General features: G+C 41.5%; 23 protein-coding genes. 17 read left to right on the top strand and 6 right to left on the bottom strand.

Going from position 1 to position 25,640, the window contains the following annotated elements; translation table 11 throughout:
* Positions 1-2: 2 nt before the first annotated feature.
* The 12 genes from mrdA to porQ all read left to right on the top strand — a co-directional run bounded on the left by mrdA (position 3) and on the right by porQ (position 10,697).
* Positions 3-1,859 carry a penicillin-binding protein 2 gene (gene mrdA, locus J1N10_RS12025; protein WP_262326957.1) on the top strand — a complete coding sequence of 619 codons (1,857 nt, stop codon included), beginning with the start codon at positions 3-5 and terminating at the stop codon, positions 1,857-1,859.
* On the top strand, positions 1,837-3,258 hold the full coding sequence (rodA, locus tag J1N10_RS12020; RefSeq protein WP_262326956.1) for a rod shape-determining protein RodA: 1,422 nt from the start codon (positions 1,837-1,839) through the stop codon (positions 3,256-3,258). Before mrdA ends, rodA begins: the two co-directional genes overlap by 23 nt.
* 289 nt (positions 3,259-3,547) lie before the next feature.
* Positions 3,548-4,852: a KamA family radical SAM protein gene (locus J1N10_RS12015; RefSeq protein ID WP_262326955.1), complete on the top strand. Its 1,305-nt coding sequence runs from the start codon at positions 3,548-3,550 to the stop codon at positions 4,850-4,852.
* A gap of 79 nt (positions 4,853-4,931) precedes the next feature.
* Positions 4,932-5,765 (top strand): DNA adenine methylase, encoded by an 834-nt coding sequence (locus J1N10_RS12010; protein ID WP_262326954.1) that lies wholly within the window; start codon positions 4,932-4,934, stop codon positions 5,763-5,765.
* A gap of 69 nt (positions 5,766-5,834) precedes the next feature.
* On the top strand, positions 5,835-6,356 hold the full coding sequence (locus J1N10_RS12005; RefSeq protein ID WP_262326953.1) for a YceI family protein: 522 nt from the start codon (positions 5,835-5,837) through the stop codon (positions 6,354-6,356).
* Between the two features lie 111 nt (positions 6,357-6,467).
* Positions 6,468-6,917 carry a hypothetical protein gene (locus tag J1N10_RS12000; RefSeq protein WP_262326952.1) on the top strand — a complete coding sequence of 150 codons (450 nt, stop codon included), beginning with the start codon at positions 6,468-6,470 and terminating at the stop codon, positions 6,915-6,917.
* A 22-nt stretch (positions 6,918-6,939) separates the two neighbouring features.
* A complete protein-coding gene (locus J1N10_RS11995; protein WP_262326951.1) occupies positions 6,940-7,410 on the top strand; it encodes a hypothetical protein in 471 nt (156 codons plus the stop codon).
* Positions 7,407-7,607, top strand: a complete 201-nt coding sequence (locus J1N10_RS11990) for a helix-turn-helix transcriptional regulator (protein ID WP_262326950.1) — start codon at positions 7,407-7,409, stop codon at positions 7,605-7,607. Before J1N10_RS11995 ends, J1N10_RS11990 begins: the two co-directional genes overlap by 4 nt.
* Positions 7,600-8,175: a pentapeptide repeat-containing protein gene (locus tag J1N10_RS11985; protein ID WP_262326949.1), complete on the top strand. Its 576-nt coding sequence runs from the start codon at positions 7,600-7,602 to the stop codon at positions 8,173-8,175. The genes J1N10_RS11990 and J1N10_RS11985 overlap by 8 nt, the downstream gene beginning before the upstream one ends.
* A gap of 67 nt (positions 8,176-8,242) precedes the next feature.
* A complete protein-coding gene (locus J1N10_RS11980) occupies positions 8,243-9,133 on the top strand; it encodes a DMT family transporter (protein WP_262326948.1) in 891 nt (296 codons plus the stop codon).
* Positions 9,123-9,617 (top strand): YkgJ family cysteine cluster protein, encoded by a 495-nt coding sequence (locus tag J1N10_RS11975; protein WP_262326947.1) that lies wholly within the window; start codon positions 9,123-9,125, stop codon positions 9,615-9,617. The genes J1N10_RS11980 and J1N10_RS11975 overlap by 11 nt, the downstream gene beginning before the upstream one ends.
* A 30-nt stretch (positions 9,618-9,647) precedes the next feature.
* Positions 9,648-10,697, top strand: coding sequence for a type IX secretion system protein PorQ (gene porQ, locus J1N10_RS11970; protein ID WP_262326946.1), 1,050 nt, complete (start codon positions 9,648-9,650; stop codon positions 10,695-10,697).
* A gap of 53 nt (positions 10,698-10,750) precedes the next feature.
* Here porQ and J1N10_RS11965 read toward each other — a convergent pair whose 3' ends face one another.
* The 5 genes from J1N10_RS11965 to J1N10_RS11945 all read right to left on the bottom strand — a co-directional run bounded on the left by J1N10_RS11965 (position 10,751) and on the right by J1N10_RS11945 (position 19,125).
* A complete protein-coding gene (locus tag J1N10_RS11965; protein ID WP_262326945.1) occupies positions 10,751-12,031 on the bottom strand; it encodes an NAD(P)/FAD-dependent oxidoreductase in 1,281 nt (426 codons plus the stop codon).
* A 145-nt stretch (positions 12,032-12,176) separates the two neighbouring features.
* The gene (locus J1N10_RS11960; RefSeq protein ID WP_262326944.1) at positions 12,177-12,665 is read right to left on the bottom strand and encodes a GtrA family protein; all 489 of its coding nucleotides are present in this window, start codon (positions 12,663-12,665) and stop codon (positions 12,177-12,179) included.
* A 182-nt stretch (positions 12,666-12,847) separates the two neighbouring features.
* The gene (locus J1N10_RS11955) at positions 12,848-13,000 is read right to left on the bottom strand and encodes a hypothetical protein (RefSeq protein WP_262326943.1); all 153 of its coding nucleotides are present in this window, start codon (positions 12,998-13,000) and stop codon (positions 12,848-12,850) included.
* 24 nt (positions 13,001-13,024) lie between these two features.
* Positions 13,025-13,402: a PH domain-containing protein gene (locus tag J1N10_RS11950; RefSeq protein ID WP_262326942.1), complete on the bottom strand. Its 378-nt coding sequence runs from the start codon at positions 13,400-13,402 to the stop codon at positions 13,025-13,027.
* Between the two features lie 188 nt (positions 13,403-13,590).
* A complete protein-coding gene (locus J1N10_RS11945) occupies positions 13,591-19,125 on the bottom strand; it encodes an alpha-2-macroglobulin family protein (protein WP_262326941.1) in 5,535 nt (1,844 codons plus the stop codon).
* Between the two features lie 606 nt (positions 19,126-19,731).
* Here J1N10_RS11945 and J1N10_RS11940 point away from each other — a divergent pair.
* Positions 19,732-20,055: a YkgJ family cysteine cluster protein gene (locus J1N10_RS11940; protein WP_262326940.1), complete on the top strand. Its 324-nt coding sequence runs from the start codon at positions 19,732-19,734 to the stop codon at positions 20,053-20,055.
* 1 nt (position 20,056) lies between these two features.
* Here the strand turns inward: J1N10_RS11940 and J1N10_RS11935 are convergent, their stop codons facing one another.
* Positions 20,057-20,572, bottom strand: coding sequence for a YkgJ family cysteine cluster protein (locus J1N10_RS11935; protein ID WP_262326939.1), 516 nt, complete (start codon positions 20,570-20,572; stop codon positions 20,057-20,059).
* A gap of 223 nt (positions 20,573-20,795) precedes the next feature.
* Here J1N10_RS11935 and J1N10_RS11930 point away from each other — a divergent pair, with 223 nt between their 5' ends.
* The 4 genes from J1N10_RS11930 to J1N10_RS11915 all read left to right on the top strand — a co-directional run bounded on the left by J1N10_RS11930 (position 20,796) and on the right by J1N10_RS11915 (position 25,639).
* Entirely contained in the window at positions 20,796-23,036 is a 2,241-nt protein-coding gene (locus tag J1N10_RS11930; protein ID WP_262326938.1) for a helix-turn-helix domain-containing protein, read from the top strand.
* Between the two features lie 363 nt (positions 23,037-23,399).
* Positions 23,400-23,873 carry a MaoC family dehydratase gene (locus tag J1N10_RS11925; protein WP_262326937.1) on the top strand — a complete coding sequence of 158 codons (474 nt, stop codon included), beginning with the start codon at positions 23,400-23,402 and terminating at the stop codon, positions 23,871-23,873.
* Positions 23,866-24,783 (top strand): HpcH/HpaI aldolase/citrate lyase family protein, encoded by a 918-nt coding sequence (locus J1N10_RS11920; RefSeq protein WP_262326936.1) that lies wholly within the window; start codon positions 23,866-23,868, stop codon positions 24,781-24,783. Before J1N10_RS11925 ends, J1N10_RS11920 begins: the two co-directional genes overlap by 8 nt.
* Entirely contained in the window at positions 24,776-25,639 is an 864-nt protein-coding gene (locus tag J1N10_RS11915; protein ID WP_262326935.1) for an AAC(3) family N-acetyltransferase, read from the top strand. Before J1N10_RS11920 ends, J1N10_RS11915 begins: the two co-directional genes overlap by 8 nt.
* The last annotated feature ends 1 nt before the right edge of the window (position 25,640 follow it).

The raw sequence follows: 25,640 nt of genomic DNA, 5'->3' as shown, positions 1-25,640 counted from the left end.
CTGTGGGAGGAATTAATAATCGTACACTGTTAATTGCCACCATCATGGTGGGTTTGGGTTTGATATTTATTGGCAAGCTCTTTATCCTTCAGGTGTATGATACATCTTACAGTATTTCGGCCGAGAGTAATACCCGTCGTCAGGTAACACAATATCCATCGCGTGGCCTGGTCTACGATCGCAATGGCAAATTGCTGGTATCGAACCAGGCGGTATATGATGTGATGGTGGTTCCCCGCGATATTGTGCCCTTTGATTCTATTGATTTTTGCGAATCGCTGGATTTAACCATTGAGCAATTGCGCGAACGCTTTGTACAGATGCGTGCTGATATTAAAAGTCGCAAAATATCTACCTATAAGCCGTCCGTTTTCATGAAGCAGTTATCGGCCGAGCAATATGGTTCATTCCAGGAAAAACTATATAAATTCAAAGGTTTCTTCGTACAAGGACGTACTCTGCGCAAATACGAATACCCATCATCGGCACACGTTTTGGGTTATGTTGGCGAGATAAGTGAAAAAGACCTGAAAAATCAAAGCTATTACTCTCAAGGCGACTACGTTGGCATTAGTGGCATAGAACAAACCTACGAAGAACAGCTGCGTGGTAAAAAGGGGGTTAAATACATGCTTGTAGATGTGCACGGCCGCGAAAAAGGTGCTTTTCGTGGAGGACGCCACGATACGGCTGCCATTGCCGGTAAAAACATTACACTTTCGCTCGACATTGAACTTCAACAATACGGCGAACAGCTGATGAAAAACAAAGTGGGTAGCATTGTAGCCATTGAACCTGCAACAGGAGAAATTCTATCTTTGGTTTCAGCACCTAATTACGACCCTTCATTATTGATTGGACGCGATCGTTCACAAAACTATCCTGTGTTAGCGACCGATTCGTTAAAGCCGTTATTTAACCGGGCTATTCAATCGCGGGTTCCTCCCGGCTCTACCTTTAAAACCATTAATGCTTTAATTGGCTTGCAGGAAGGAACACTTAAACCTTATACTACTCATGAATGCTTTATGGGTTATCATGCACGAGGCCTTTCAGTTGGTTGCCACAACCATGAGTCGCCACTTAACTTATCACAATCCATTCAACACTCGTGCAATGCTTATTACTGTTTCGAATACAGAGATATTCTGGACAATCCTAAATATGATAATATACAGGATGCGTTCGACGCCTGGAAAGATTATCTGGTGAGATTTGGTTTTGGATATAGGCTGGGGGCCGATTTTAAAAATGAAAACAGAGGTTTTGTGCCCAACTCCGCTTATTTTGACAGGCATTACAACAAAAGCTGGAACTCATTGACCGTTATCTCACTTTCGATTGGCCAGGGGGAGCTTTTGTTTACCCCATTGCAAATGACCAATATGGCCGCCATGCTGGCTAATCGTGGTCATTACCTCACTCCTCATATCATTAAAGACATTGAAGACGAACCCATAGATGACCGTTTTAGTGAGATACACGAAACAGGCATTGACCTGCAACATTTTGCACCTGTTATTAATGGTATGGAGTTAGCTGTGTGGGGCGGCGCGGGAAGTACAGCTCGCATCGCTCAAATACCTGGTGTTAGTATCTGTGGAAAAACGGGAACAGCTGAAAACCCCCATGGTGACGACCACTCTATTTTTATGGCCTTTGCCCCTAAGGATGATCCACAGATTGCCATTGCCGTTTATGTTGAGAATGGAGGCTTTGGTGCAACCTGGGCAGCACCTATTGCGAGCTTGATGGTTGAGAAATATTTAACAGATACCATTTCAACACCATATCGAAAATGGACTGAAAAACGAATGCTTGAAGGAGACTTAATTCATGGTGACAAGAAACTACAATAAAAGCATTGATTGGATAACAGTAGGGCTATATAGCCTCTTGGTTTTATTTGGCTGGTTAAATATTTATGCGGCCAATTTTAATCCCGAAAATCCTGTTTTCTTCGATACCGGTAAGGAGTATTTTAAACAATTGGTATGGATAGGCTTTTCACTCGTGTTTGTTGGCATGATTCTGATTACCGACAGTAAGTTCTACGTAGAGTTCGCTTATATCTTTTACGGCATCACAATTTTGCTGCTTATCGTTGTTCTGCTCTTTGGTAAAGAGATAAATGGGGCCAAGTCATGGTTCGAGGTTGGACCAATTCGCTTTCAACCGGCTGAATTATCAAAAATGGCCACCAACCTGGCGGTAGCAAGAGCATTGAGCCGGTATGGATTTTCCTTCAAGAAACTCTCTGATATTCTGAAGGCCGCTGCCGTTATTCTTTTCCCGATGCTGTTAATCTTGTTACAAAATGATACCGGTTCGGCATTGGTTTATACCGTTTTTATTATCGTTTTCTACCGCGAAGGCTTAACGGGTTACATTTTAACATTTGGTATAATAGCTGGCATTGTTGCAACTCTCACTCTAATGATACCCAATGCCACCATCATTGGCCTTATAGTGGTTAGTGTTCTGGTTATCTTATACTTTAAAGGGGCGAGAGCAGAATTATTTAAAGCTATTATTGCAGGAGCCATCTTACTCGGCCTAAGCTATACAGCCTATACCTATTTGAAGTTAACCATAGAGTTTGAGTATTTGCTGATGCCAGCCATATTAGTTACTAGTGTTTATTTGCTTTACACAACCATAGCCAAACGCATTAATAAATTTATTCCAACCTATTTATTAATCCTTTGGAGTGCTATTATTCTAACTGTTTCTGCCGATTATTTTTTCGAAGATGTTTTATCGCATTACCAACGTACACGAATAAATGTTCTGCTGGGAATAGAGCAGGATCCGCTTGGTGCCGGCTATAATGTCAATCAATCAAAAATTGCCATTGGCTCCGGTGGACTAACCGGAAAAGGTTATTTACAAGGAACTCAAACCAAGTTTAATTTCGTACCTGAACAAAGTACCGACTTTATTTATTGCACCGTTGGCGAGGAATGGGGGTTTGCAGGCTCAACAGCTGTTGTTCTCTTATTTTTAGCCTTGCTCCTGCGCTTAATATATCTGGCAGATAAACAACACTCTACCTTTAGTCGTGTTTATGGCTATGGGGTAGCTGCCATCTTTTTCTTCCATTTTGCCATTAACATTGGTATGACTATTGGTCTCGCTCCCGTTATTGGTATTCCACTCCCATTCTTTAGTTATGGAGGTTCATCTTTATGGGGTTTTACATTGTTACTATTTGTGTTTTTAAAGCTCGATATCAATCGAAACGAGCTAATTCGTTAAAAATACTTAATCATTGTAAGCATTTTTTTAAACCATTAACACTCAAGCGCGATAACTACCTGATATTATTAAACTTTTAAGAATTAATAACTGAAAGTTTAACAATTTTGATTTGATTTTTAAATTTTGTACTTTTGCGGCACATCATTTGTAATGATAAACACCCCGAAACTTTCGGTCATGTTGCTGTGGGAATGGAGGTTAGCAACTCTCTAAGATGGCCGGTTTTGGAATAGTAACAAATGATTCCGCACGAAATTTGCCGAATCAATAAAAAAGGAGATTGCTTATGAAGTATAAGATTTATGCGCTGCACAATTATCGACAAATTCCGCAAATAGCAAGACTTTCGGAAGAAGACATTTTTAGCATTGAAGTGGTTGGAACCGTTTTGCCGTTTAAAACTAACAGCTATGTTGTTGACGAATTGATAGATTGGGATAACTATAAGGAAGACCCGATTTTCATCTTAAACTTCCCTCAAAAAGGTATGTTGGAAGAGGAAGATTTCAATCATATGGCCGAAGTTCTTAAAAGCGATGCCGATAAAGCAACCATAAAAGAAGAAGCTAATAAGATTCGTGAAAAATTGAATCCTCACCCAGCCGGGCAAATGGAATACAATGTACCTGAGTTAAATGGTGTTAAACTAACGGGTGTTCAGCACAAATACAACGAAACCATGTTGTTCTTCCCAGCGCAGGGACAAACATGTCATGCCTACTGCACATTCTGTTTCCGTTGGCCACAATTTACCAACATGGACGAAATGAAATTCGCCATGAAGGAAATTGACTATGTCATTGAATACCTGAAACAACATCCTGAAATTACCGACTTATTAATTACCGGGGGCGATCCAATGGTGATGAAAGGTAAAATGCTGGATGCCTACTTAACAGCTTTAGTTGAAGCAAATATCCCGCATTTAAAGAATATCCGCATTGGCTCAAAAACGTTAGGTTTCTGGCCATACCGTTATTTAACCGATAGCGATGCCGAAGAGGTATTAGGTGCATTCAAGAAAGTAACTGATGCCGGTATTTCGTTAGCCTTTATGGCACATTTTAATCACTACCGTGAGTTAGAGACCGAAGCTGTTCAGGAAGCCATTAAAAAGATTAGAGCAACGGGTGCTCAAATACGTACGCAATCGCCGTTATTAAATAACATCAATGCCAAGCCCGAAATTTGGTCAACCATGTGGCAAAAGCAAGTGAGTTTAGGTTTGATTCCTTACTACATGTTTATTGCTCGTGACACAGGCGCACAGAAATACTTTGGTGTTTCATTGGTTGATGCCTGGCAGATTTTCCAGAAAGCCTACCAAAAAGTTAGCGGTATTTGCCGAACAGTGCGCGGACCAAGCATGTCGTGCACACCTGGAAAAGTGCGCATAGTTGGAGTAACAGAAGTGAAAGGCGAAAAAGCATTCTGCCTTGAGTTTATCCAGGGTCGCGAAAGCAACTGGGTGGCTCGTCCGTTCTTTGCCAAGTACGACGAAAAAGCACTTTGGATGGATGATTTAAAACCAGCATTTGGAGCTGAAGAATTCTTCTTTGAGCAGGAGTTCTCCGATATGTTTCTAGGATAAACAATCAGCAAATAACATATTTCAAAAAGGCAGAATGACGAAAGTGGTTCTGCTTTTTTTATTACTTTGCAGCCACAAAATGAGCAAGAACCAAACGATAGCGCCCTTTTTAAAATGGGTTGGCGGAAAACGCCAACTATTGTCGGCTATTACCAAGCTCATGCCAACGGACTTTAACCACTATTACGAAGCTTTTGTAGGTGGAGGAGCCGTATTGTTCGATATCCAACCACAAAAAGCCATTATCAACGATTTTAATGCGGAGTTGATCAATGTATACCAGGTTATTAAAAACCATCCTGAGGAACTGATTGACGATTTAAAACGTCACAAAAACGAATCGGAGTATTTTTATCAAATTCGCGAATTGGACCGGAAAGCATCGTTTAAGAAACTATCTTCCATTAAAAAGGCCTCACGCATTATCTACCTGAATAAAACCTGTTATAACGGGCTGTATCGCGTTAACAGCGCTGGTGAGTTTAATTCGCCTTTTGGAAAATATATAAATCCGAATATTGTTAATGACACAACCATTCGGGCCGTGAGCCAATACTTAAATTCAAATGATATCACCATTCTTAATGGCGATTTTGAAACGGCCATTGAAACTTCCCGGAAAGGCGATTTTGTCTATTTCGATCCTCCTTATGTTCCGGTTTCCAACAGCGCTAACTTCACTGGTTATGTGCAAGGCGGTTTCGATTTAGCAGAGCAAGTGCGCCTGCGTGATGCCTGTATTCGACTCGATGAAAAAGGCGTGCATTTCTTACTGTCAAACTCCTCTACTCCAGTTATTCATGAGCTTTATACAATGTTTGATATTCACATCGTAAAAGCCACGCGCGCCATTAACTCCAATGCGGCCAAGCGAGGTGCCATTAATGAAGTTTTGGTCCGAAACTATTCGTAAGCCATAAGCGTTCATAACTATAACGAACCCAATACCTCTATGCATATTATTAAAGGAACCCATGTAATTATGAACCGATTCGCTGCAATAATTTTCACTATCCTTTGTGTTACTGGCATCTCCGCTCAAAATGTCGATGCCACCCAATCGTTTATAAAATTTCAGATTAAGAACTTTAATGTACATACTGTTAATGGGCATTTTACAACCTTTAAAGGGAATATTCACCTGACTCCAACACTTGAAAACAAAGGGGACGTATGCCTGAGCATTGATATTGCCACCATTGATACCGGTGTTAAGAAAAGAGACGAAGTCTTGCAAAGCAAAAAGTTTTTTCACACCGAACTCTACCCCCAAATTCGCTTCGAATCGAATGATATCTATATTAACTCCGACAGCACTTTTATTGCCAATGGTATTTTATCCATGAAAGGCATTTCAAAAGCCATCAGTATCCCATTTGCATACAGCAACAAACACTTCAAGGGAGAATTAACACTTAACAGACTTGATTTTGAGGTTGGTGGCAAAGATACTTTTGTCATTGACGACGATGTTAAAATTCAGTTTGACTGCACGATTAACTAGTTCTACCAAACATTTCTTTAACGAAACCTTTCTAACAAAAGCCAATAACACTTGTCATTGTGTAATGTTTATTTTACTTTTGGTCGTGTATTAATTACTTAATGACAAACTATGAAGACTTATCTACCCTATTTTATGCGAAAAGTTGGCATTGCCATATTCCTCGTATTCTTTTTCATTACCACGCTTAGCGGCGTGGATGATTTTATGGCTGGACTTACAGGAAAAACTCCATCTCATTTAAGAAACACTCACGCTGCTCAAGAAGAACTCATATTCAGTGTTGAAGAACAAAATCAACTCAAATGGATTGGACTTGCAGGCTCCATCCTAAGCTTATTGATTTACATCTTATCCAAAGAAAAAGTTGAAGATGAATTTCTTACACATCTTAGAGCAGATTCAATGGTAAAAGCCGTTGGTGTCTCCTGGGCATTATACTTTGTCATTAAACCCTTAAACTGGGCAGATCAATTTGAGGGCTTGGTGATACTTCAGCTTCAAATTTTGGCCTATATTTTAATCTACACTTACCAGAAAAAAAGCAAATACTGGGTTTAATACTATTAATTAACAGACACTTATGAAAACTTTTTTACCATATATCTTTCGAAAAATAGGCATTGCCTTATTTTTTATTTCCTTTATCGTTTCAATTATTGCAAGTATTGACGATGCTATAATTGCGGGCGAAGAAAAGTTTGAAAAAATTAGCCAAAAATATGATACAAATGAACTAGAAAAGCAAAATGGACCATCTAATCTATTATTAACCAATAATCAGCGTAGGAACTTAAAAAATGCTGGCTTCATTTTAGCCTTGGCTGGTTTACTACTTTATTCATTTTCAAAAGAAAAAGTGGATGACGAATTTCTGCAAAAGTTAAGAGCCAATGCATTGTTAAAATCATTTATCACCAGTTGGCTTATCTTTGCCCTGGTGATGCTAATAAAACAAAGTACAAAAGCAGATTTACTGGGCATACTTCAAATTCAGATGTTCGTTTATGTCATCGTTTATGCTTACACCAAAAAAGTAAAATACGCCGGATGAAAAACAAGCTGAAAATACAACGGGCCATCAAAGATATCACACAAGCTCAATTAGCTGAAGCCATCGGTGTATCACGTCAGTCAATTAATACCATTGAAAAAGGTAAATTTGTACCATCCACAGTGCTAGCCCTTAAGTTTGCGCGTTATTTTGAAGTATCTGTGGAAGAGATATTTAGTTTAGAAGACGATGATTAGACCCTATTTTGAAGATCAGGATTTTAGTGGCCTTGAATTTTCTCAAGAAGATTTGACCAAAGGCGAATATTACAATTGCTTGTTTACCAATTGCTCTTTTGCCAAATGCAATATTAGCGACTATCACTTTATCGAATGCCAGTTTGTGAATTGTGATTTAAGCAATGCCAATATTAGCGCCACACTTTTTCGGGATGTGAAATTTAACAACTGCAAACTACTTGGTCTGCAGTTTAACGAGTGTAACGCGCTTTTCTTTTCTGCTACATTTGATAACTGCCAGTTACGACTGGCTTCTTTTTACAAACGCCAGCTTAAAAGTTGCGCCTTTCTTAACTGCCAGCTACACGAGGTTGACTTTGCCGCATGCGACCTGACCAAAACGAAGTTTTACAACTGCGACTTTAGCAATGCTCTATTTGACCAGACTAATTTGTCAAAAGTTGATTTATCAAGCAGTTACAACTTTAATATCAACCCGGAGCAAAATACTATTACCAAAGCTAGGTTTTCGCAAGACCAACTCATTGGCTTACTTAGAAAATACCAAATACAGGTAACTTCGTAAAAAGCTGATAGCTATCAGTAGGTAGATACCAGCTTTTATTACCTTTGCGCTCACTAAAATCAGGGCTATGTCAGAGCGTTTTAAAGTATTAGGCAGCATGGTGCTATCCATGATTTGCTGGGCGTTTTCCTTCGTGTGGATTAAACAGGCATTTTTGTCGTTTAACCCCTTAACCATTTTAGTGAGCCGGCTAATCATTAGCGCCACACTACTATACATCGTTCTCAAGTTGTTAAAGCAACTTAAGCCCATGCAAAAACAAGACTTTAAATGGTTTATTTTGTTGGCCTTTTTCGAACCCTTCCTCTATTTTATGGGCGAAAGTTTTGGTCTTGAATTAGTATCATCAACAATAGGGGCTGTTATCGTTTCTACTATCCCATTATTTGCCCCCATCACCGATAAACTCTTTTTCAAAAGCCGCATTAGCTGGGCAAATATCCTTGGAATCTTCGTCTCATTTGCTGGGGTTCTACTGCTTATTTTTAAGGGCGACTTTTCGTTAACCGCTCCCCTAAAAGGCATCTTGTTGGTGTTTTTAGCTGTTCTTGCAGCGCTGGGACATTCAGTGGTCTTAAAAAAGATACCTAAAGGCTACAATGCTGTAAGCATTATTACATACCAAAATATGGTAGGCATCTTTTTTTTCCTACCACTATTTCTAACTTATGACTTGCCTACTCTAAGCACTATTGAAGTTAAGACTGAAGCGGTGATAGCAGTCGTTTTATTAGCAGTCTTTGGCTCATCACTGGCCTTTATTTTCTTCGTCTACGGTATGCGAATTATTGGCATTACCAAAGCCAACGTTTTTGTAAATATGATTCCGGTTTTTACGGCTGTTATTGCCTGGTGGGTACTCGATGAAGTATTAACGGTACAAATGCTGGTTGGCATTGCCATTGTTATCAGTGGTGTTTTTGTCTCACAAATAAAAGTACGTCGCCGTGGATTTTGACCCAAAGAAGCTAGACCAGGAAGCGCGAAATAACGCTAAAGAAAACAAGCAGTTTTTGGCAAAGCTAAAAAAGAAACGCCCCAAATCGCTTGATGATGAAGCACAACGCCTGCACAATGAAGTGTTTGAATATACTGATTGTCTCGCTTGTGCCAACTGCTGTAAATCCATCAGCCCCATTGTACTTGATCGAGACATTGACCGGCTGGCCAATCATTTGCGTATAAAGCCCAAAGAGCTTATTGAACAATATTTTCTACTCGATGACGACGGCGATTATGTATTCCGTGAAACGCCATGCCCCTTTCTGATGCCCGACAATTATTGCATGGTGTACGAATCGAGGCCTAAAGCATGTCGCGAGTATCCGCATACTGATCGCAGGCGCTTTTACCAGATAACCTCGCTGACCTATAAAAACACCTTTATTTGTCCCGCGGCTTTTGATGTGGTTGAAGGATTAAAGCCCATCTTTGACAAATGATTGTAGGCCATAAACACTAAATTGATATTTTTGCCGTTAGAAGATACGATGAAAGGGAAAAGAGTCATATTTACTTTATTAGTTTTATTGCTTAGCGTTGGTTTTAACAGCAAGGCTCAGCAAGCAGGCAGTAATACCTATGACTTTTTGAACCTAACCAACTCTGCTCGTGTAGGTGCATTAGGAGGCAACCAGGTAGGCATGAATTTAAGGGATGTGAGTTTGGTATTTCACAACCCGGCTAACTTATCTCCAAGCCTGCATCAATCTATGACTTTTAACTATGTCCCGTATGTGGCCGATATTAAAATGACATATGCCGGTTATGCCCACTCCATTGAAGGCATGGGAACCTTCGGCTTAAGCATCCATTCCATCAACTATGGCAGTTTTGACAGGGCCGATGTAGATGGTAACCTGAATGGTACCTTTTCGGCTGCCGAATATGCCATCAACCTGAGCTATTCAAAAATGCTCTCTCCTAAACTAAGAGCTGGTATTTCGTTAAAGCCTATCATCTCTAATCTGGAGCAATACAACTCATTTGGTTTAGCTGCCGACTTAGGTTTGCTTTACCACTCCGAAAACCAGCTCTTCTCTGCTGGTATCACACTTAAAAATGTAGGCTCGCAAATAACCACCTATAACGATACTTATGAGCCATTACCAACTGATTTACAAATAGGCCTCAGCAAAAAACTGGCTCATGCCCCTTTCCGCTTTTCATTAACAGCACAGGACTTGTTCGACTGGAAGATGAAATACAAAGTTGAAGATGGCAATGGCGATGAGATAAGTGATGCCGGAAATGATGGCAACAGCATTGATCAATTGATGCGCCACATGATTTTAGGCGTTGAACTGGTTCCGTCAGATAACTTTTATGTAGCAGTTGGCTATAATCACCGACGCAGACAAGAATTAGGCGTCAGTGAAAAAATGTCGACTACAGGTTTCTCCTGGGGATTTGGTTTCAGGGTGTATAAATTCCACTTTGCATACGGATCAGCACGCTACCATCTGGCCGGCTCCTCCAACCATTTCAGCATCTCAACCAACCTATCTGATTTTAGAAAATAAAAAAGGCGAAGCCCGAATAGAAGCTTCACCAATCAATGCTTTCTAATAGTTGATCATTTATCTCTTTTATAAGGCGATATAAGTATGCGTAACGATTGATCGCGAGAAAAGTAACTTTGTGCCCAGTTGACAAAAATGAAAAAGCGATTCTTTACGCCAACGATGGCCATTAAGTGAACAAACAACCAAAGAAACCAGGCAAAAACACCCGAGAATCGAAATCCTGGTAAATCTGCAACAGCCATATTTCTTCCAATGGTTGCTAAACTGCCCTTATCGGTGTATCTGAACGGCTTCCAGGTGCGCGACATCTTTAAGTTTCGTGCCAGATTTTTAGCCTGCTGAATAGCAACCTGCGCAACCTGCGGATGGCCATTGGGGTATTGTTCATCTTCTTCAACAAAACAAGCATCGCCGATAACAAATATGTTTTCGTGTCCCTTTAAGCGATTATACTTGTCAACGCTTAATCGTTTTCCCCGCGTATACAAGCCCTCATTAATGCCATCAGTTTGTCGCCCACTTACACCAGCTGTCCATATCAGATTTTTTGCATACAAAGCACTGCCATTTGATAAGGTCACCTTATCTCCATCGTAATCTTCAATTCGTGTATCCAGGTGAACCTCAACGCCAAGCTTTGTCAAAAACTTCAAAGCCTTGCTACCGGCATTATCAGACATCCCGTTTAAAAGCCTTGGAGCGGCCTCATAGAGCCTTATTTTCATTTTACTGAAGTCTAGCTCAGGATAATCTTTGGGCAGCACAAATCGTCGCATTTCGGCTATTGAACCAGCCAGTTCAACGCCGGTTGGTCCACCTCCAACAATAACGATTGACATTAACTTGGCATGCTCAGCTTCATCCTCTGTCAAATTAGCTTTTTCGAAGGAAGACAAGATACGGTTACGCAAATTAATCGCTTCTGCCGTACTCTTCATCGGCAGGCTGTATTTTTCAAGGTTAGCCGAACCAAAATAATTGGTATTAACCCCATTGGCCAAAACCAGGTAGTCGTAATGCATTTCTCCCGCTTCTGTTTTAATCATTTGCTTGCTGGTGTCGACAGAAGTTAGCGTTGTGGTTCTGAAATGTAAGTTGTTGTGAAGCTGGAATATTTTACGAACTGGGAATGAAATAGAACTTGGCTCAATACCCGATGCGGCCACCTGATAAAACAAAGGTTGGAACTGATGAAAATTCTGCTTATCAATAACAACCACCTGATAGGCCGAAGCACTCAGTTTGCGAGCCAGTTTAAGGCCGCCAAAACCGGCACCAATAATAACAACTCGTTTTTTATTGTTACGCGGTAAATTAAAATTGTTCTCCATGGTCAATCAATCGTTTCCTTCAAAACACCTTATTAAAAATAAAGTTTAATCATTTGAAGAAAAAAATCGTTAATTAATGTGAAAGGTCAAATAATACCCACATTCTTACGAAATTAAATATCAATCAGGGATAATTGTTATAATTTCAAACCGATTCGTGCAATTTGATTCTAAACGTAAAGTATTTCTGGCAGACGTAACTGTAACCAACAACTACTATTGTTGTTAGAATTTTAGAAACGGTTGGATACAATCCTAAAACCTCAACAAATAGTTTAAGTAGTAAATAGTTAAGTATTATACTCCCAAAAACAGTTAGTCCATAGCGAAATAACTGAATTCTTCCGCGTAAGTTGGATTCGGTAAAAGTGATGTATTTTGACAGTAAAAATCCGGTAGTAAAAGTTATGGGAAAGACGAACACGAAGGCTGCAATATGAGGACTAATCGCCACAATACCAATATCAATAACCTGCTTGTTTAAAACAAAGTTATAGGTTATAAAATAGAGGAGTATATCAAAAAGAGTATTGGCACCACCACAGGCCGCATAATTATATGTTTGCCTTGGCAGATACTTCCTAAACAACGGATAAAACCAATCGAGTATCGATATTATAAAGTTCCTAATCATGTAACACTACTCTTTTAATCTTCCTTTCAAACCAAGACTTCCCATATAATACTTAAGTATTCATGCAAAAAATACCACGCCTGGTTTGAAACCTCAAAAATAACAGAATAGCATTAACTTGTGCATACAAAGTGCCTTTTTCCTATAATCCTAAAAGTAGTTTCAATTTCGTTTCACAAAGACTACATAACACCTAAAACCAGCCATGATAAAACGATTGCAACAACAATAAACAGGGCAATATCTTTTAGCTTCTCCAGCATTGCACCAATCATTACTCGTTGTTTCGCATTATCTACATAGTTGTATTCGGTTTTTTTTCTGTGTTTTAACATTATCAGATGCTTTAAGGTTGGTTGTTAATCTAAAATATGTTGGCTCATGAGTAGGTACACTTCGTTGATATTTGCTTTTTTGCTGAATTCTTTCACAATCGGTTCATGGCTTCCCGACAACCATATTTTCAATTCGGCATCCAGATCCAGAAATCCTGTACTTTCTTTACTAAAACGTATAATTGATTTATATGGTATACTTTGGTAATCTATCTTTTTGCCGGTAACGCCCTGCTTATCGACCAATATTAACCGCTTATTGGTAAACACCCACATATCGCGAATAACCTTAAAAGCTTTTTCAAGCTGTTCGCCCTCAACCAATATTGGCCGAAATTCCTCGCTTAACTTCTCAATCGAAATTTCGCCGGCATGTCCAAGTATTCCACTTAATAAGCCCATGGTTTAGTTCTATTTGATTTTAAAAATAATAGTTATCAATAATAGAACTTCTAAAAGGTTTACACCTGTTGATGAATAAATGAATTTACCTGACGAACAAACGCCTTTTGTTGATTAATGCAATTAACAACAAAAGGCCTTAAGGTTTCGAAAACCTAAAGGCCTTTTGTTTTCTGTCGATTATACGTTTATTCGCCTGCTTTAATCACGTCTACCCATTGCCCCGGCTGGCGGGCCGAAACAGAATTGTTGTACATGGCTTCGCAGCTTGTGGCTGATAAATAATAGCGGCCGGTATAGGTGGCATTCAGCAGTACCACAAACTTTTTGTGCTTTCCTCTTTCTAAATCGAAGTAGGAATAGACACGGTCATCACGATAATCGCGGTAATCAGGTACACTCAGTTCATGAGCCGAAACAATATCTTCCATTCGGGTATTGCGAATTTCCCAGCCCGACGGAAATATCTGAGTGAGTGCCAGGTTTTCGACATCGCCAAAATTGCCAGGATTCTTAACCGTCACTTCGGCCATAAAATCAGTCCCCTGCGCCAGTTTCGAAACATCAACAGTATTTCCATTCAGGTCCTTATATTGAACCGTCAATTGCAAATTAGACGCCTTAACTGTTTTATCGTCTTCTGCCGGAATGCCTTCCATAATTACACGTGCAAACAGCAAACCATCAGATGTATTAGAAATTTTCACCGTTCCTCCAGGTTTATTAGTATCTAATGGATATTGGTATAAAGCCAGTTGTGAATGAACTTTGCTCGCCTCGCCATCAGCTTCCCATTCAAACTTAAACTCTTTACTTATGCCAGACTCACCAACAAACTTCGATACAGCCAAAAGACAGTAGGCCGTGGTTTGCGTACTCATCCAACGCTGAGCCGATAATGATTTAGATAACTTTTGCACTAACTCACCTGCTTCGTTTTTCTTGTCCATCAGCACCAAAGTCTCAAGAATCATGGCTAAATCGCGCTCTTCCGAACCATAGGTATAACCATTATCACGTTGATTAATGACACTCATGCTGGTAGCACTGGTTAACTCCTGAGCCACCTGCCCATGACCGGCTAAAGCATATGCTGCCGCCAACCGCCAGATACTTTGGGTGGATAAGCCACTTTGATTGCGCATCCGGTTCATGGCACTTAACTCAGGTTCGCCGGCTAACGCCAGGGTATATAAGCGATAAGCCTGCGCTAAATCACGGCCACGATAAGTACTGTTTCGTCGCCACTGACGAGCTTTATTTTTTTGATATTTAATCCATTTATTTTTGAAGCCAACCGGTAAGTTGTAGCCCTTACGTTCGGCTTCTATCATAAAATGTCCGGCGTAGGTCGTTCCCCAATCAGACGATTCGTAGGAGCCCGGCCAGTAACCCAATCCTCCGTCCGGACGAATAAACCCGGCTAAACGATTAATGGCTGCTTTAACATTTTCGGTGGCTTTGGCAGCTGTTACTTCGCCATTTTCGATAACATCGGCTAAAAACAATTGCGGAAATGCTGCTGAAGTAGTTTGCTCAACACATCCATGCGGATAACGCAACAGGTATTTTAACCGTCGCCCGAAATCAAATGGAGGAAGCGCAGAGACTTCCAGGGTCGCCTTATTGGTTCCTGCCATTCCCGGCAACTGATAAGCAATGGCATTGCTCGCACCCGCATCAATGGTTATACTCTGAACCGCTGTTAATGGTGGATTTGGATTTCGTACTTCAATCTCAATTTCATCCATAGCTTTTTCACCACCGGATGAGGCATACACTTTTACCTTGCCAACTCCCATTTTAGGATGGACTTTTAGCTTAAAGGTGGCCACCTGCTCGCCCAGTTGATTAAAAGTTAAGTCCTGCTCTGTTGCTCCGTCAATAGTCAGTAACTCATTGCCTTCTACTTTAACTTTCACATTTTTGATGCCTTCTTTCATGGCAAAAACCGTAACAGGCAAATCAACCGTTTCATTAGGACCTAAAACGCGCGGCAGCGTTGCCAGGACCATTAACGGATTGCGAACCGGAGTAGTCATATCGGTTTCACCATAAGCGTTGCCCGATGAGGCCACCACCATGGTACGCACCGAACCCACATAGCGAGGCATTGTAAAGGTATGTGTTTGGCTGTCGCCTTTATCAAGGGCAAATGGTCCGAAGTATTTCACCATCGGCTTAAAACGATTGGCTTTTTTACCACCTTTTTTACCAGCCAGGTCGCCATCACCACCAATACTGAAAATCTGCTCAATTTTACCACCGTAGGCACCAATCACCTCATCGTATAAATCCCAGGTCTTGACGCCCAATGCCTCGCGGGCATAAAAATGATTCCAGGGAACCGGTGTTTTAAAACGCGTCAAATCCAACAAGCCATCTTCAACAATAGCGAGTGTGTAGGTCATGGCACGGCCATCACGTTCGCTCACCTTAATACTGACCTCCTTCTCTGGCCTTAACTCAGACGGCATTTTAATCAGCGGATAAATATGCGTTTGCGGGTCTTCGGCCATTAATGGAATAACACCATACATACGAATTGGCAGGTTATTAACCGTTTGTGCATGCGGCTGTAGTAACGTCAGATGAACGAAGGCATTGGGTGTCATATCTGCCGTTACTTCAAAGCTGAATTGATTTTCTCCCTTCGTTGGCTCAACCCACCAGCTCTTTAGAACTTTGTTACCATTTTCGATGCTTACCAGAGCACGTCCCTGACCCGATGCCGGAAAACTGATCGTGGCCTCTTCGCCTACCTGGTATTTTTCTTTATCGGCATTAAACGCCAGCATACTGGCCGCACTTGGGTCGTTGCCCCTGCTGTTGCCAGCCCATCCCGGCCAGTCAACATACACGGTTTGACCAGTTGCATGGCCATTTTTATCATCGACCACCCGAATCAGGTAGCGTCCCCACTCGGGATAGTTAACTCTAAAGTCGAATTGTCCTTCGCCATTAGTCGTGTTTACTTTACCGCTGGCTATCAGGTTTTGATGGCGCGTGCCCACATAATTAGCCAGATTATCGGCTGATGACTCCCACCACCATCGCCAGCTCACTTTATAAATGTAATACGACAGGTTGCGAACCGTCATTGGCTCACCTTTTGGCGAAACAGTCACCACCTGAACCGTATGCGTTGTATCGGTCAGCAGCATGCCGCGCTTATCCCCTTTGGGCGCTTTAACGCCAACAAAAACAGGATACGGTGCATAAGGCACCGAGAAGCGATCGATACTAAAATCACCACTTTCTTCAAAAACCCGCGTCACAAACGAAGCCTTTAAAAAGCCGGGGGCTGCTTCCTGAACATCGATGGCAGCATCAACAATAGCTTGCCCTTGCTCATCAAGACGGCCTTCGAAAATAGTGCTTTCTTCAGACTCAAAGCGGCGCGATGGATCATCGAAATGGAAATCGCTGTATTTTTTAAACTGCGTTTTGCTTTGATTGAGCGTCACTTTAACATCGGCCTTGAGGTTACGGGCGATGGCACCATGCAGCCAGCTAACCGTCATGGTACTTTGCGCAGCCTCGCCAGGCACAAGCAACTCGGTATTAAAATCGAGATTGATTTTAAGGCGGTTGGGCTTAATGGTTTCCACCCGCATCCCTTTTTCGAAGGTACTGCCACCCACTTTAACACGAGCCCGCCACATGCCTGTTGGCGCATCGGTGCTGGTTTGCGTCTTAAACACGTAAATATTATTATCGTTCAATTGCTGCACCTGACGATTAATGGTTTGGCCGTGCGGATTGACCCACTCAAACACAATTGGATGCTCTTTGGGCAAGGCCTCTCCCTTGTTTTCGAGCATAAAAGACACAAATAAGGTATCGCCCGGCCGCCAGACGCCCCGCTCGCCATAGATAAAGCCTTTCATGCCCTTTTGCACCACCTGACCACTCACATCGAAACGGCTTAAAGACAAAGAATGTCCATCATCTAAACGTAAGTAACCGCGTTGCTTATCATTTTTGGCAATGAGCAGGAATGGCTTTTGTGAAACCGGGATACGGGCCAAACCTTGCGCATCGGTGCGTGTTGAACCCACCACCTGCATCTGGTAGTTGAATATCTCTACCTCAACACCAGTTAATGGTTGTGTGGTGCGTAAATCGGTAATGGCGACCACAACTTCCTTATCGGTGCCCTGCTTGGCGATAATACCAATATCAGAAGCCAGAATATTACGGCTCACCACTTTATTTCGATAATACATATCGGCACATGGGTTTTCACGTTCGCGCCAATCGTAATAGCCTTCGTAACCATCCCAGTAGGAACTGTAATATTCAGCTGGCTGGTCCCAATAGGCCATATCCGATTCGGTGATGCCTTCCTCCTCTACTGCTTCATTGGTTTCTTCAATATCTCCGCAGGGATACAAACTATCTTTTTTGCGTATTTTCAATTCAACCCGGTAGATAGCACCTTGCTCCGGTGTTATTAAATCGGCCAGGTTCAACGAGAAGGTATTCCACTGTGTCAGATCCAGTGAGCGATCGTTATCCAAGCGGATGTTTTGCTTAAAAATCAACCGGCCGGCGCGGCGCAGCTGATACTGCCCGTTCATGGTATTCACCTGTAGGAAACTGGCCACATTGTTTTCAAATATTTTTATGATGCGAACCTGCACACTTTTCACACTAACAGCTTTAAACGGAAAGGTTAAGCCATTGGAGTTGGGCAGTATTGTTCCCTTGCCAATCAGTTGCACCTCGGGCTTTGGCGTTTCAAATACCATGTCGTAGTTAACTTCCGCTTTGTGCGTATAACCCAATATGTTCTTAATCCCTTCTGAAATGGTGACTTTATGCGAACCTGTTAGTCGATAGGACGGATACACCTTTACCCGGTTTCGTTCAATGACATAACGCAGGCGTGAAGCACCGCTGATACTGATTAAACCGTTGATGTTTTGTCGCTCGTCAAGCGGATCGGAGAACACCACCAAAACATATTGTTCAGGCTGCATCACCACACGGGCATCGATTACTTTAAAATCGGTTAGCGATGGCACTTCCACTTCCTCACGATCAGCTTTGTCAACACCAATAACTTTCCCGTTATATTCCAATAACAAGGTGCTGCTTTGCTCGCTTCGTTGAATGCCTTTTATGGCAAACGCATGTTGCTTTTCACTGCTTTGATGCTCCCACTCGATTTCAAGTGCATTACCGTCCTGCGATGCTTTTAGCAACTGTTCCACATACGTGTTATCAATATGATCGGCCATGGCAATGCGTCCGCGGTAAGTGTTGAGTTTCAAATCATCGGCTGCATCGGGCTCCAAACCAAGCGACTGCACCCTAAAGTTTTGATCAATGGTGCTAAAAGTGAAACTGAACGCTTCCTTCTCATCGGTAAATAACTCGGGTAAATCCACCTCCACTTTAAATGACGTACCTGATGGCATGCGTTCATCAGGCACAAATTCAAGGGTGTGCATATCGAGCCACTGTAGTTGTCCATCGATGGAAGGCGTAATGGACAGCAATCCTTCATCGGCCTTTTGCCCGGGCGTTATGCCCGTTACCTTTTCAGAAAACTGAAGCTGAATACTCGCTTCATTGGAAATAATGCCGGAGGTGAAAGCGCTTACTTTGGTATTGTAAACCACTTCCCCGGTTGTTGCTTCTGGCTTGCTTTTACAAGCATTCATCATTACAATGCATGTTAATACAAAGGCATAAAGCAGGATGTGTTTTAGCATGGTGTTTAGGAATTAAAATTTGGATTTAAAGGTAATGAAAAGTATTAAGACATAAGATTCATGACATAAGACACAACACGGCAATCGCATTTAAGAAATTGTCTTTTCAACTCAAGCCGTTGAGGCTTCCCCTTTTTGCCTACAGCCCAAAAAGGGGAGAAAAAAGGCCGCCGACTTAATCACTCGTTTACCCATTATGACATCACTACGGGAAAATTTAAAGACTGACAGCTTGGTATCAAATTTTTCTCCCCTCCGTTTATGCCAATGGGTCCTAAACTGCGTTGCTTATGTCGGTATAGCGCGTATAAAACACTTCTTTAATTTTAAAGGCGATTACCGTGTAAGACACAAGATGATTTACCAGAAGCCAAAAATTTTGCATTTGTATTCGGCATCCATTGTAATCAGGATGCCCGGGAAGATACCTTTATTAGCAGCCTTGAGCTTAAGTTATGTTACTTAAATCAAGTTAAATCCGAAGAAACTATAGGCTGCCGTTAGAATAGGCCTTATCTTTGAACCGGATGGGATAATATCAACGAATATTACAATGCCTTTTTTCCATTCGCAACGAATCATTTTAACACTAAGATTAATTGCCTTATGGAAAACAAAATATCATCACTTACCTGTCAGAATTGCGGTATTTGCTGCCGCAACTTCCCTTTTGTAGAGCTGAATGAAAGAGAATTAACAGCCCTGGAAAACTTCACCAAAATGCCGCGCGAACAATTCACCGACCCCATGGGACCAACTTATGCCGATGGTCACTTTTTGAAAACCAAAGAAAATGGCGATTGCCTGTTTCTGAAAGAGGATAATGGCTTTTTTTCCTGTGGTGTGTATGAGGCGCGAGCTGATATTTGCCGCAACTATCCGGTTAACGAGCACCATTGGAAGTGGTGTAATGAGAATAGGGTGAAGTAAACTACTTTAAAAGCTCCACTAATGGAATCAAATCAAACTCCCCTTTGTCCGGATGGGCTGTTTTAATGTACTCCTTATTCATCATAAAAAGGCGGCTATTGTAGGTATCCTGTGCATAGCAATTATCCTCATGAAAGTAATCCTCATCCACCGAGGTAAAATTAAGCTCACAATGCGATAGCTCCCACTGATCGCCAGCTTCGTTCATATACAATAAAGGATAACCGTGCGTGCGGCAAATAATGGGGCGGGCTTTGTAAATGGTGCATTGGTGCTCTTTTAGGAAGAAGCACTGCTCTCCTGCTTCAGCAGGAGCCGAATCGTTTAACACATCGGGATACAAGGCTTCTACCTGTTGCTTAATGTAATCGAACTCAATGGGAAATACATCAAAATTCAAGCAGCATTTATCGCATCCTTTTTTACAGGCCATGTTACTTTGGTGTTCGTCCCATAGTTGAATTGTCGCCGCATCAATCTCATCGCGCAAGGCTTTATAATTATCCAGAGTTGCCATATTTAAGTGTTTTGGGCAAAGGTATTAGAAACTGTTGAATTGCTGAATTGTCGAATCGCGTAATTGATAAATTAATTAAACGAAAAGTTTCAACCAAGTATAAACGGATGCGATTTCTATGAGCATCTTGTCAATTAAAGATCGCATCCTACCCCACAAGAAGCGCACTCGTTGCACCACTTGCATTTTTCCTGTATCTTGCCACATCATTAACCTTAATCAAATGAGCGCACCGATCGATTCTTTACAATCTCTTGTTTCTAAATACATTAACACCACCAATCGCAGTGTTTTCCTGACGGGTAAAGCCGGTACAGGCAAAACCACCTTATTACATCGCATTAAAGAACATACGCACAAAAACATGGTGGTGGCCGCTCCTACGGGTATTGCTGCTATTAATGCCGGTGGTGTCACACTTCACTCGCTGTTTCAGTTGCCTTTTGGGGCTTTTATACCCGACAACAATGGCATTGACCCAAGCCGCATGCAAACATTGGCGCACTTCAATACGCCCCGCTCACTGATTAAGAATATCCAAATGCATTCGACCAAGCGCAATCTCATTCGTAATATGGAGTTGCTGGTTATTGACGAGGTGAGTATGTTGCGGGCCGATTTACTGGATGCCATTGATTTGATTTGCCGCCATGTGCGACGCGATCACAACACACCGTTTGGTGGTTTGCAAGTACTGTTTATTGGCGATATGCTGCAACTACCTCCTGTGACAAAGCAAGACGAATGGAATTACCTGAGCCGTTATTATAAGAGCCCTTACTTTTTCGATGCACAAGTTCTGCAACATCATCATCCGGTGCACATTGAATTACAGAAAGTGTACCGACAATCGGATCAACAGTTTGTGGATTTATTGAACCACTTCAGAGACAACCAGGTGACCAATGAAGACATTCATTTGCTCAACCAATATTACCAGCCGGGTTTTAACCAGCAAAACAACGATGGCTACATCCAGTTAACCACACACAATGCCATTGCCGATGCCAAAAACAAAGAGTGCCTCGGGGAATTAAGCGGTCAGCTCTACTCTTTCGACTCAACCATAAAAGGCGATTTTAAAGAGCATCAGTATCCTTTGCAGGAAACCATGCAATTTAAAAAAGGCGCCCAGGTCATGTTTATCAAAAACGATTTCTCGGGACAGCAGCGTTACTTCAACGGAAAGATTGGCACCATTACACACATTACTTATGATGAGATTGAAGTGAGTTTTAGTGATGGAACAGAACCCGTAATTGTTGAGCCTTACACCTGGGAAAACAAAAAATACTCGCTTAATAAAGAAACCAATGAGGTGGAAGAAAATGTGGTGGGAGAATTTATCCAGTACCCCATTAAGCTGGCCTGGGCCATCACGGTGCATAAAAGCCAGGGTTTAACCTTTGAGAAAGCCATTATTGATGTGGGCAAAGCCTTCGCTTCAGGTCAGATTTACGTCGCTCTCTCGCGCCTGACATCACTGGAAGGGCTGGTCCTTAAAACACCTATTCCGCAGCACGGCATTGAAGCCGATGCCTCGCTTCGCAGCTTTGTGAGTCAGAAAATGAACCCTGATGAGTTACAACCCATATTAAATCAGGAATCGCAACGCTACTTTAACGACTTTGTGTTGAAAGCCTTTGATTTTAACAACCTCATCATTTCACTTCATCAGCATGTAAAAGGCTATTCAAAAGATGAAAAACGGTCGAAGAAACAGCAATATAAAAGCTGGGCAGAGCAATTACGAAAAGACACCGAACCACTGTTGAGCGTAGGAAACAGCTTTCGCTCACAGGTTTATCGCATAGCCCATTCGGGCGAAAGCAATTATGTGAATCTGCTGATTGAGCGGGTTGATAAAGCCATTGCCTATTTTCATCCGCTTATAAAGAAAAACCATAGCACTATTGTTGCGCATATCGAAGTGGTGAATAAGCTCAAAGGTGTTAAAGCTTATCTGACTGAACTGAAAGACCTGGCCGCACAGTATTATGCACTGTTGCACAATATGCTTAAGGCCAAAACTCTGCTGGAGTCATCGCTGAAAGGCCTTGATGTTAATAAGGAAGATATTGACCAGCCGGAGTTGGATAAACAGCCTGAAGAGAAAAAAAGAAAAACCAAAACATCAAAAGAGAAAGCGGTAAAAACGCCTAAAGTGGCGACTTACCTGATTACTTGCGCCCTCTACAAGCAGGGTAACGACATTGCCGCTATTGCCAAAGAGCGCGGCTTGGTAAAAACAACCATTGAATCACACATTGCTCGTTGCATAAAAGAAAACATATTGACACTCAATGATTTTGTTGACCATGAAACGCGCGAAGCTATTCAACAAGGCGTTAGAGAATGTGAGGGAACGGCTTTGTCCGAAATTCGGGAGCACCTGAAATACAAATACACTTATCCGGAAATCAAGTATGTACAAGCCTGGATGCAGTCCGATGGGGTGTTATAAAACTCCACCTCTGCTTTATCAGGAAACTATGAATGGAAAGTTTAAATGCAGAGGCGGAGCTTTCTGGTTAAGGGGTTGTTAGAATATTATCAATAAGGTGATTATTATCAATATAATCAGTTGATACAACAATACCAGCTGTGGAAAATCAGGTGATTTTATCAATCCAACCAGCCTGGCCGAAAGAGCTTTCTTCATAAAATTAGCGTTAAAGTTAGGTCGATAATCAAGCAAAATTTGTGCCGTAATTACGGAAATAATGCATTAATTGTAAATTTGGAAATCATTTATTCAAGCGACCTCTTTATCTCCACTATTTTATCTTTACATTTGTAACAATAGAAGCATCAATACATCATATTTATGGAGGTAATCAACAGCGACTTCGGTCGATATTTGGAAGACTTTAAACAAGATACGATAATAAAACACTGGCCTGGTAAAACCATTACAGAGTCAGATAACAACTTGTTCTCTTTGCTAACAATGAACCACCATCCAGTTCATTTAGATCAGTACTATGCAGGTCAGCAACAACATGGTCAGGTTTTAGTTGTGGGAACACTTGTTTTCTCGCTTGTTGTCGGACTAACTGTTCGTGACATTAGTGGAAAAGCCATTGCAAACCTTAATTACTCCGAAATTAATCATCACGGCCCTGTTCATATTGGTGATACGCTTTATGCTGAAACAGAAATACTGTCTGTTCGTGAATCTAAAAGTAAAACCGATCGCGGAATTGTAAAAGTAACGACTAAGGCATACAACCAGAAAGAAGAAATGGTGTTATCTTTCTCAAGAGAAGTTCTCGTGAAAAAAAGACCAATCAATGAATAAACAATTATATACCGGTCAATTTGTTGCCCGAACCTTGCTTTTTACGGCAGGGCACAACTGGCATTATTTAAACAAAGCATTTGAATCAGATGCCGATGTTATTGTATTGGATCTGGAAGATGCGGTTCCTGATACGAAAAAAGAAGAAGCGCGAACCACCATCATTGAAGTATTAGATTCTGAATTACTCGATAAAAGACCTGTTTTTGTTCGTATCAACCCAATGGAAACCGGTGACACGCTAAAGGATTTAGATGTTGTGGCCGATCCCCGATTGTATGGATTCGTGTATCCCAAAGCCTATAATGCCAAAGACATTGAGGTGTTTGATGCACAATTGACCATGAAGGAAAAAAATCTGGGTATAACAAATGGTCATTTTAAAATCATCGTCCTGCTCGAAACCCCAGAATCAGTTTTAAATGCACATGAAATAGCTAAGGCATCCGATCGTGTTGTAGGTCTTCTATTTGGCAGCGAGGACTTTTTGGCTGAGATTGAAGGAGAACATGGTGAGGGTGGTCGCTCTATTTTAGCACCACGGCATATGGTATCTATGGCAGCACGAGCAGCTGGCATTGTTCCAATCGATACGCCTTATGTGAAAATTGGCGATACGGAAGGCTTAAAGATTCATATTCAACAGGCTAAGGAACTGGGATTTGAAGGCATGCTGGTGATGACACCTAAAGAAATTGATATTGTCAAAAGAGCCTATACGCCAACCAAGGAAGAAGTTGATAAAGCAAAAGACATACTTGACTTATCTGCTCAGACCAATAAAGCCGACAGAGGTATTTCGGTAAAAAAAGGTCTATTTATTTCACCACCAACTGTGTCGAGAGCAAAAAAAGTGCTGAAGCGCATTGAAAAAATTAACGCATTCGAAGCATTTATAAAAGATGAATAATTCAATGACTATTGGTAAAGAGGAACTAATCCGTGATTTAAAAAATGCCGGAATTCCGGATGGTGCATTGCTTCATCTCAAAGTATCGCTTAAAGCAATAGGAAAAGTTGAAGGCGGACCTAACACATTATTAGACGCTCTAATAGAAACTGTGGGGCCCAAAGGCACATTAGTAATCGATTCGTTTATCACCTCTTATCCATTACCTCTCAACGAAGAGAATGCTAAAATTATCAGTACCGAAGCCTCTCCCTCCTATGCTGGTGCACTGGCCAATGCTATGATACAACACCCGGATAGTGTTCGCAGCCAACACCCCATTCAGCGATTTACTGCCATTGGCCCATTAGCCCATGAGCTAATGAATAAGCACACACCCGAAAGTGGTGGATATGATGTGCTTGACCGAATGGCCGAGATGGATGCCCTCAACCTTTCCATTGGAAGAAAAACAGTAGGCGTTGGCACCACTCATGTGGCCATTGAAAAAATGGGTTTTGTAAAGAGGGGATCTCAAATGGGTTTGAATTATCAATCATCAGACGGTAAGGTTCGTACTTTTGAGGTTAATTGGAATGGTGGCTGTGGCCGCGGATTCCCAAAATTCCTCCCTCTATATGAAAAAGCCGGTTACCTGAAATGGGTAAAAATCGGCCATGCCGATGCGGTGGTTACCAACATGAAAGGCACACTTGATGTTGAAATGCAAACCCTGAAAGAAGATCCTGCTTTTTATTTTTGTGCTGATCCAACATGTAAAGATTGCCAGTTAAACTGGGAGCACTCAAAAGGTAATTGGTTAAAAGTAAAGTACCATTCATTAATCGCTATTATTAGAAACAAGCTGAATAAATAAA

It is taken from the genome of Carboxylicivirga litoralis, assembly GCF_025499605.1.
GTDB lineage: Bacteria > Bacteroidota > Bacteroidia > Bacteroidales > Marinilabiliaceae > Carboxylicivirga > Carboxylicivirga litoralis.
Note: the sequence above shows the minus strand (reverse complement) of the source record. Positions and strands in the feature narration are given on the sequence as shown.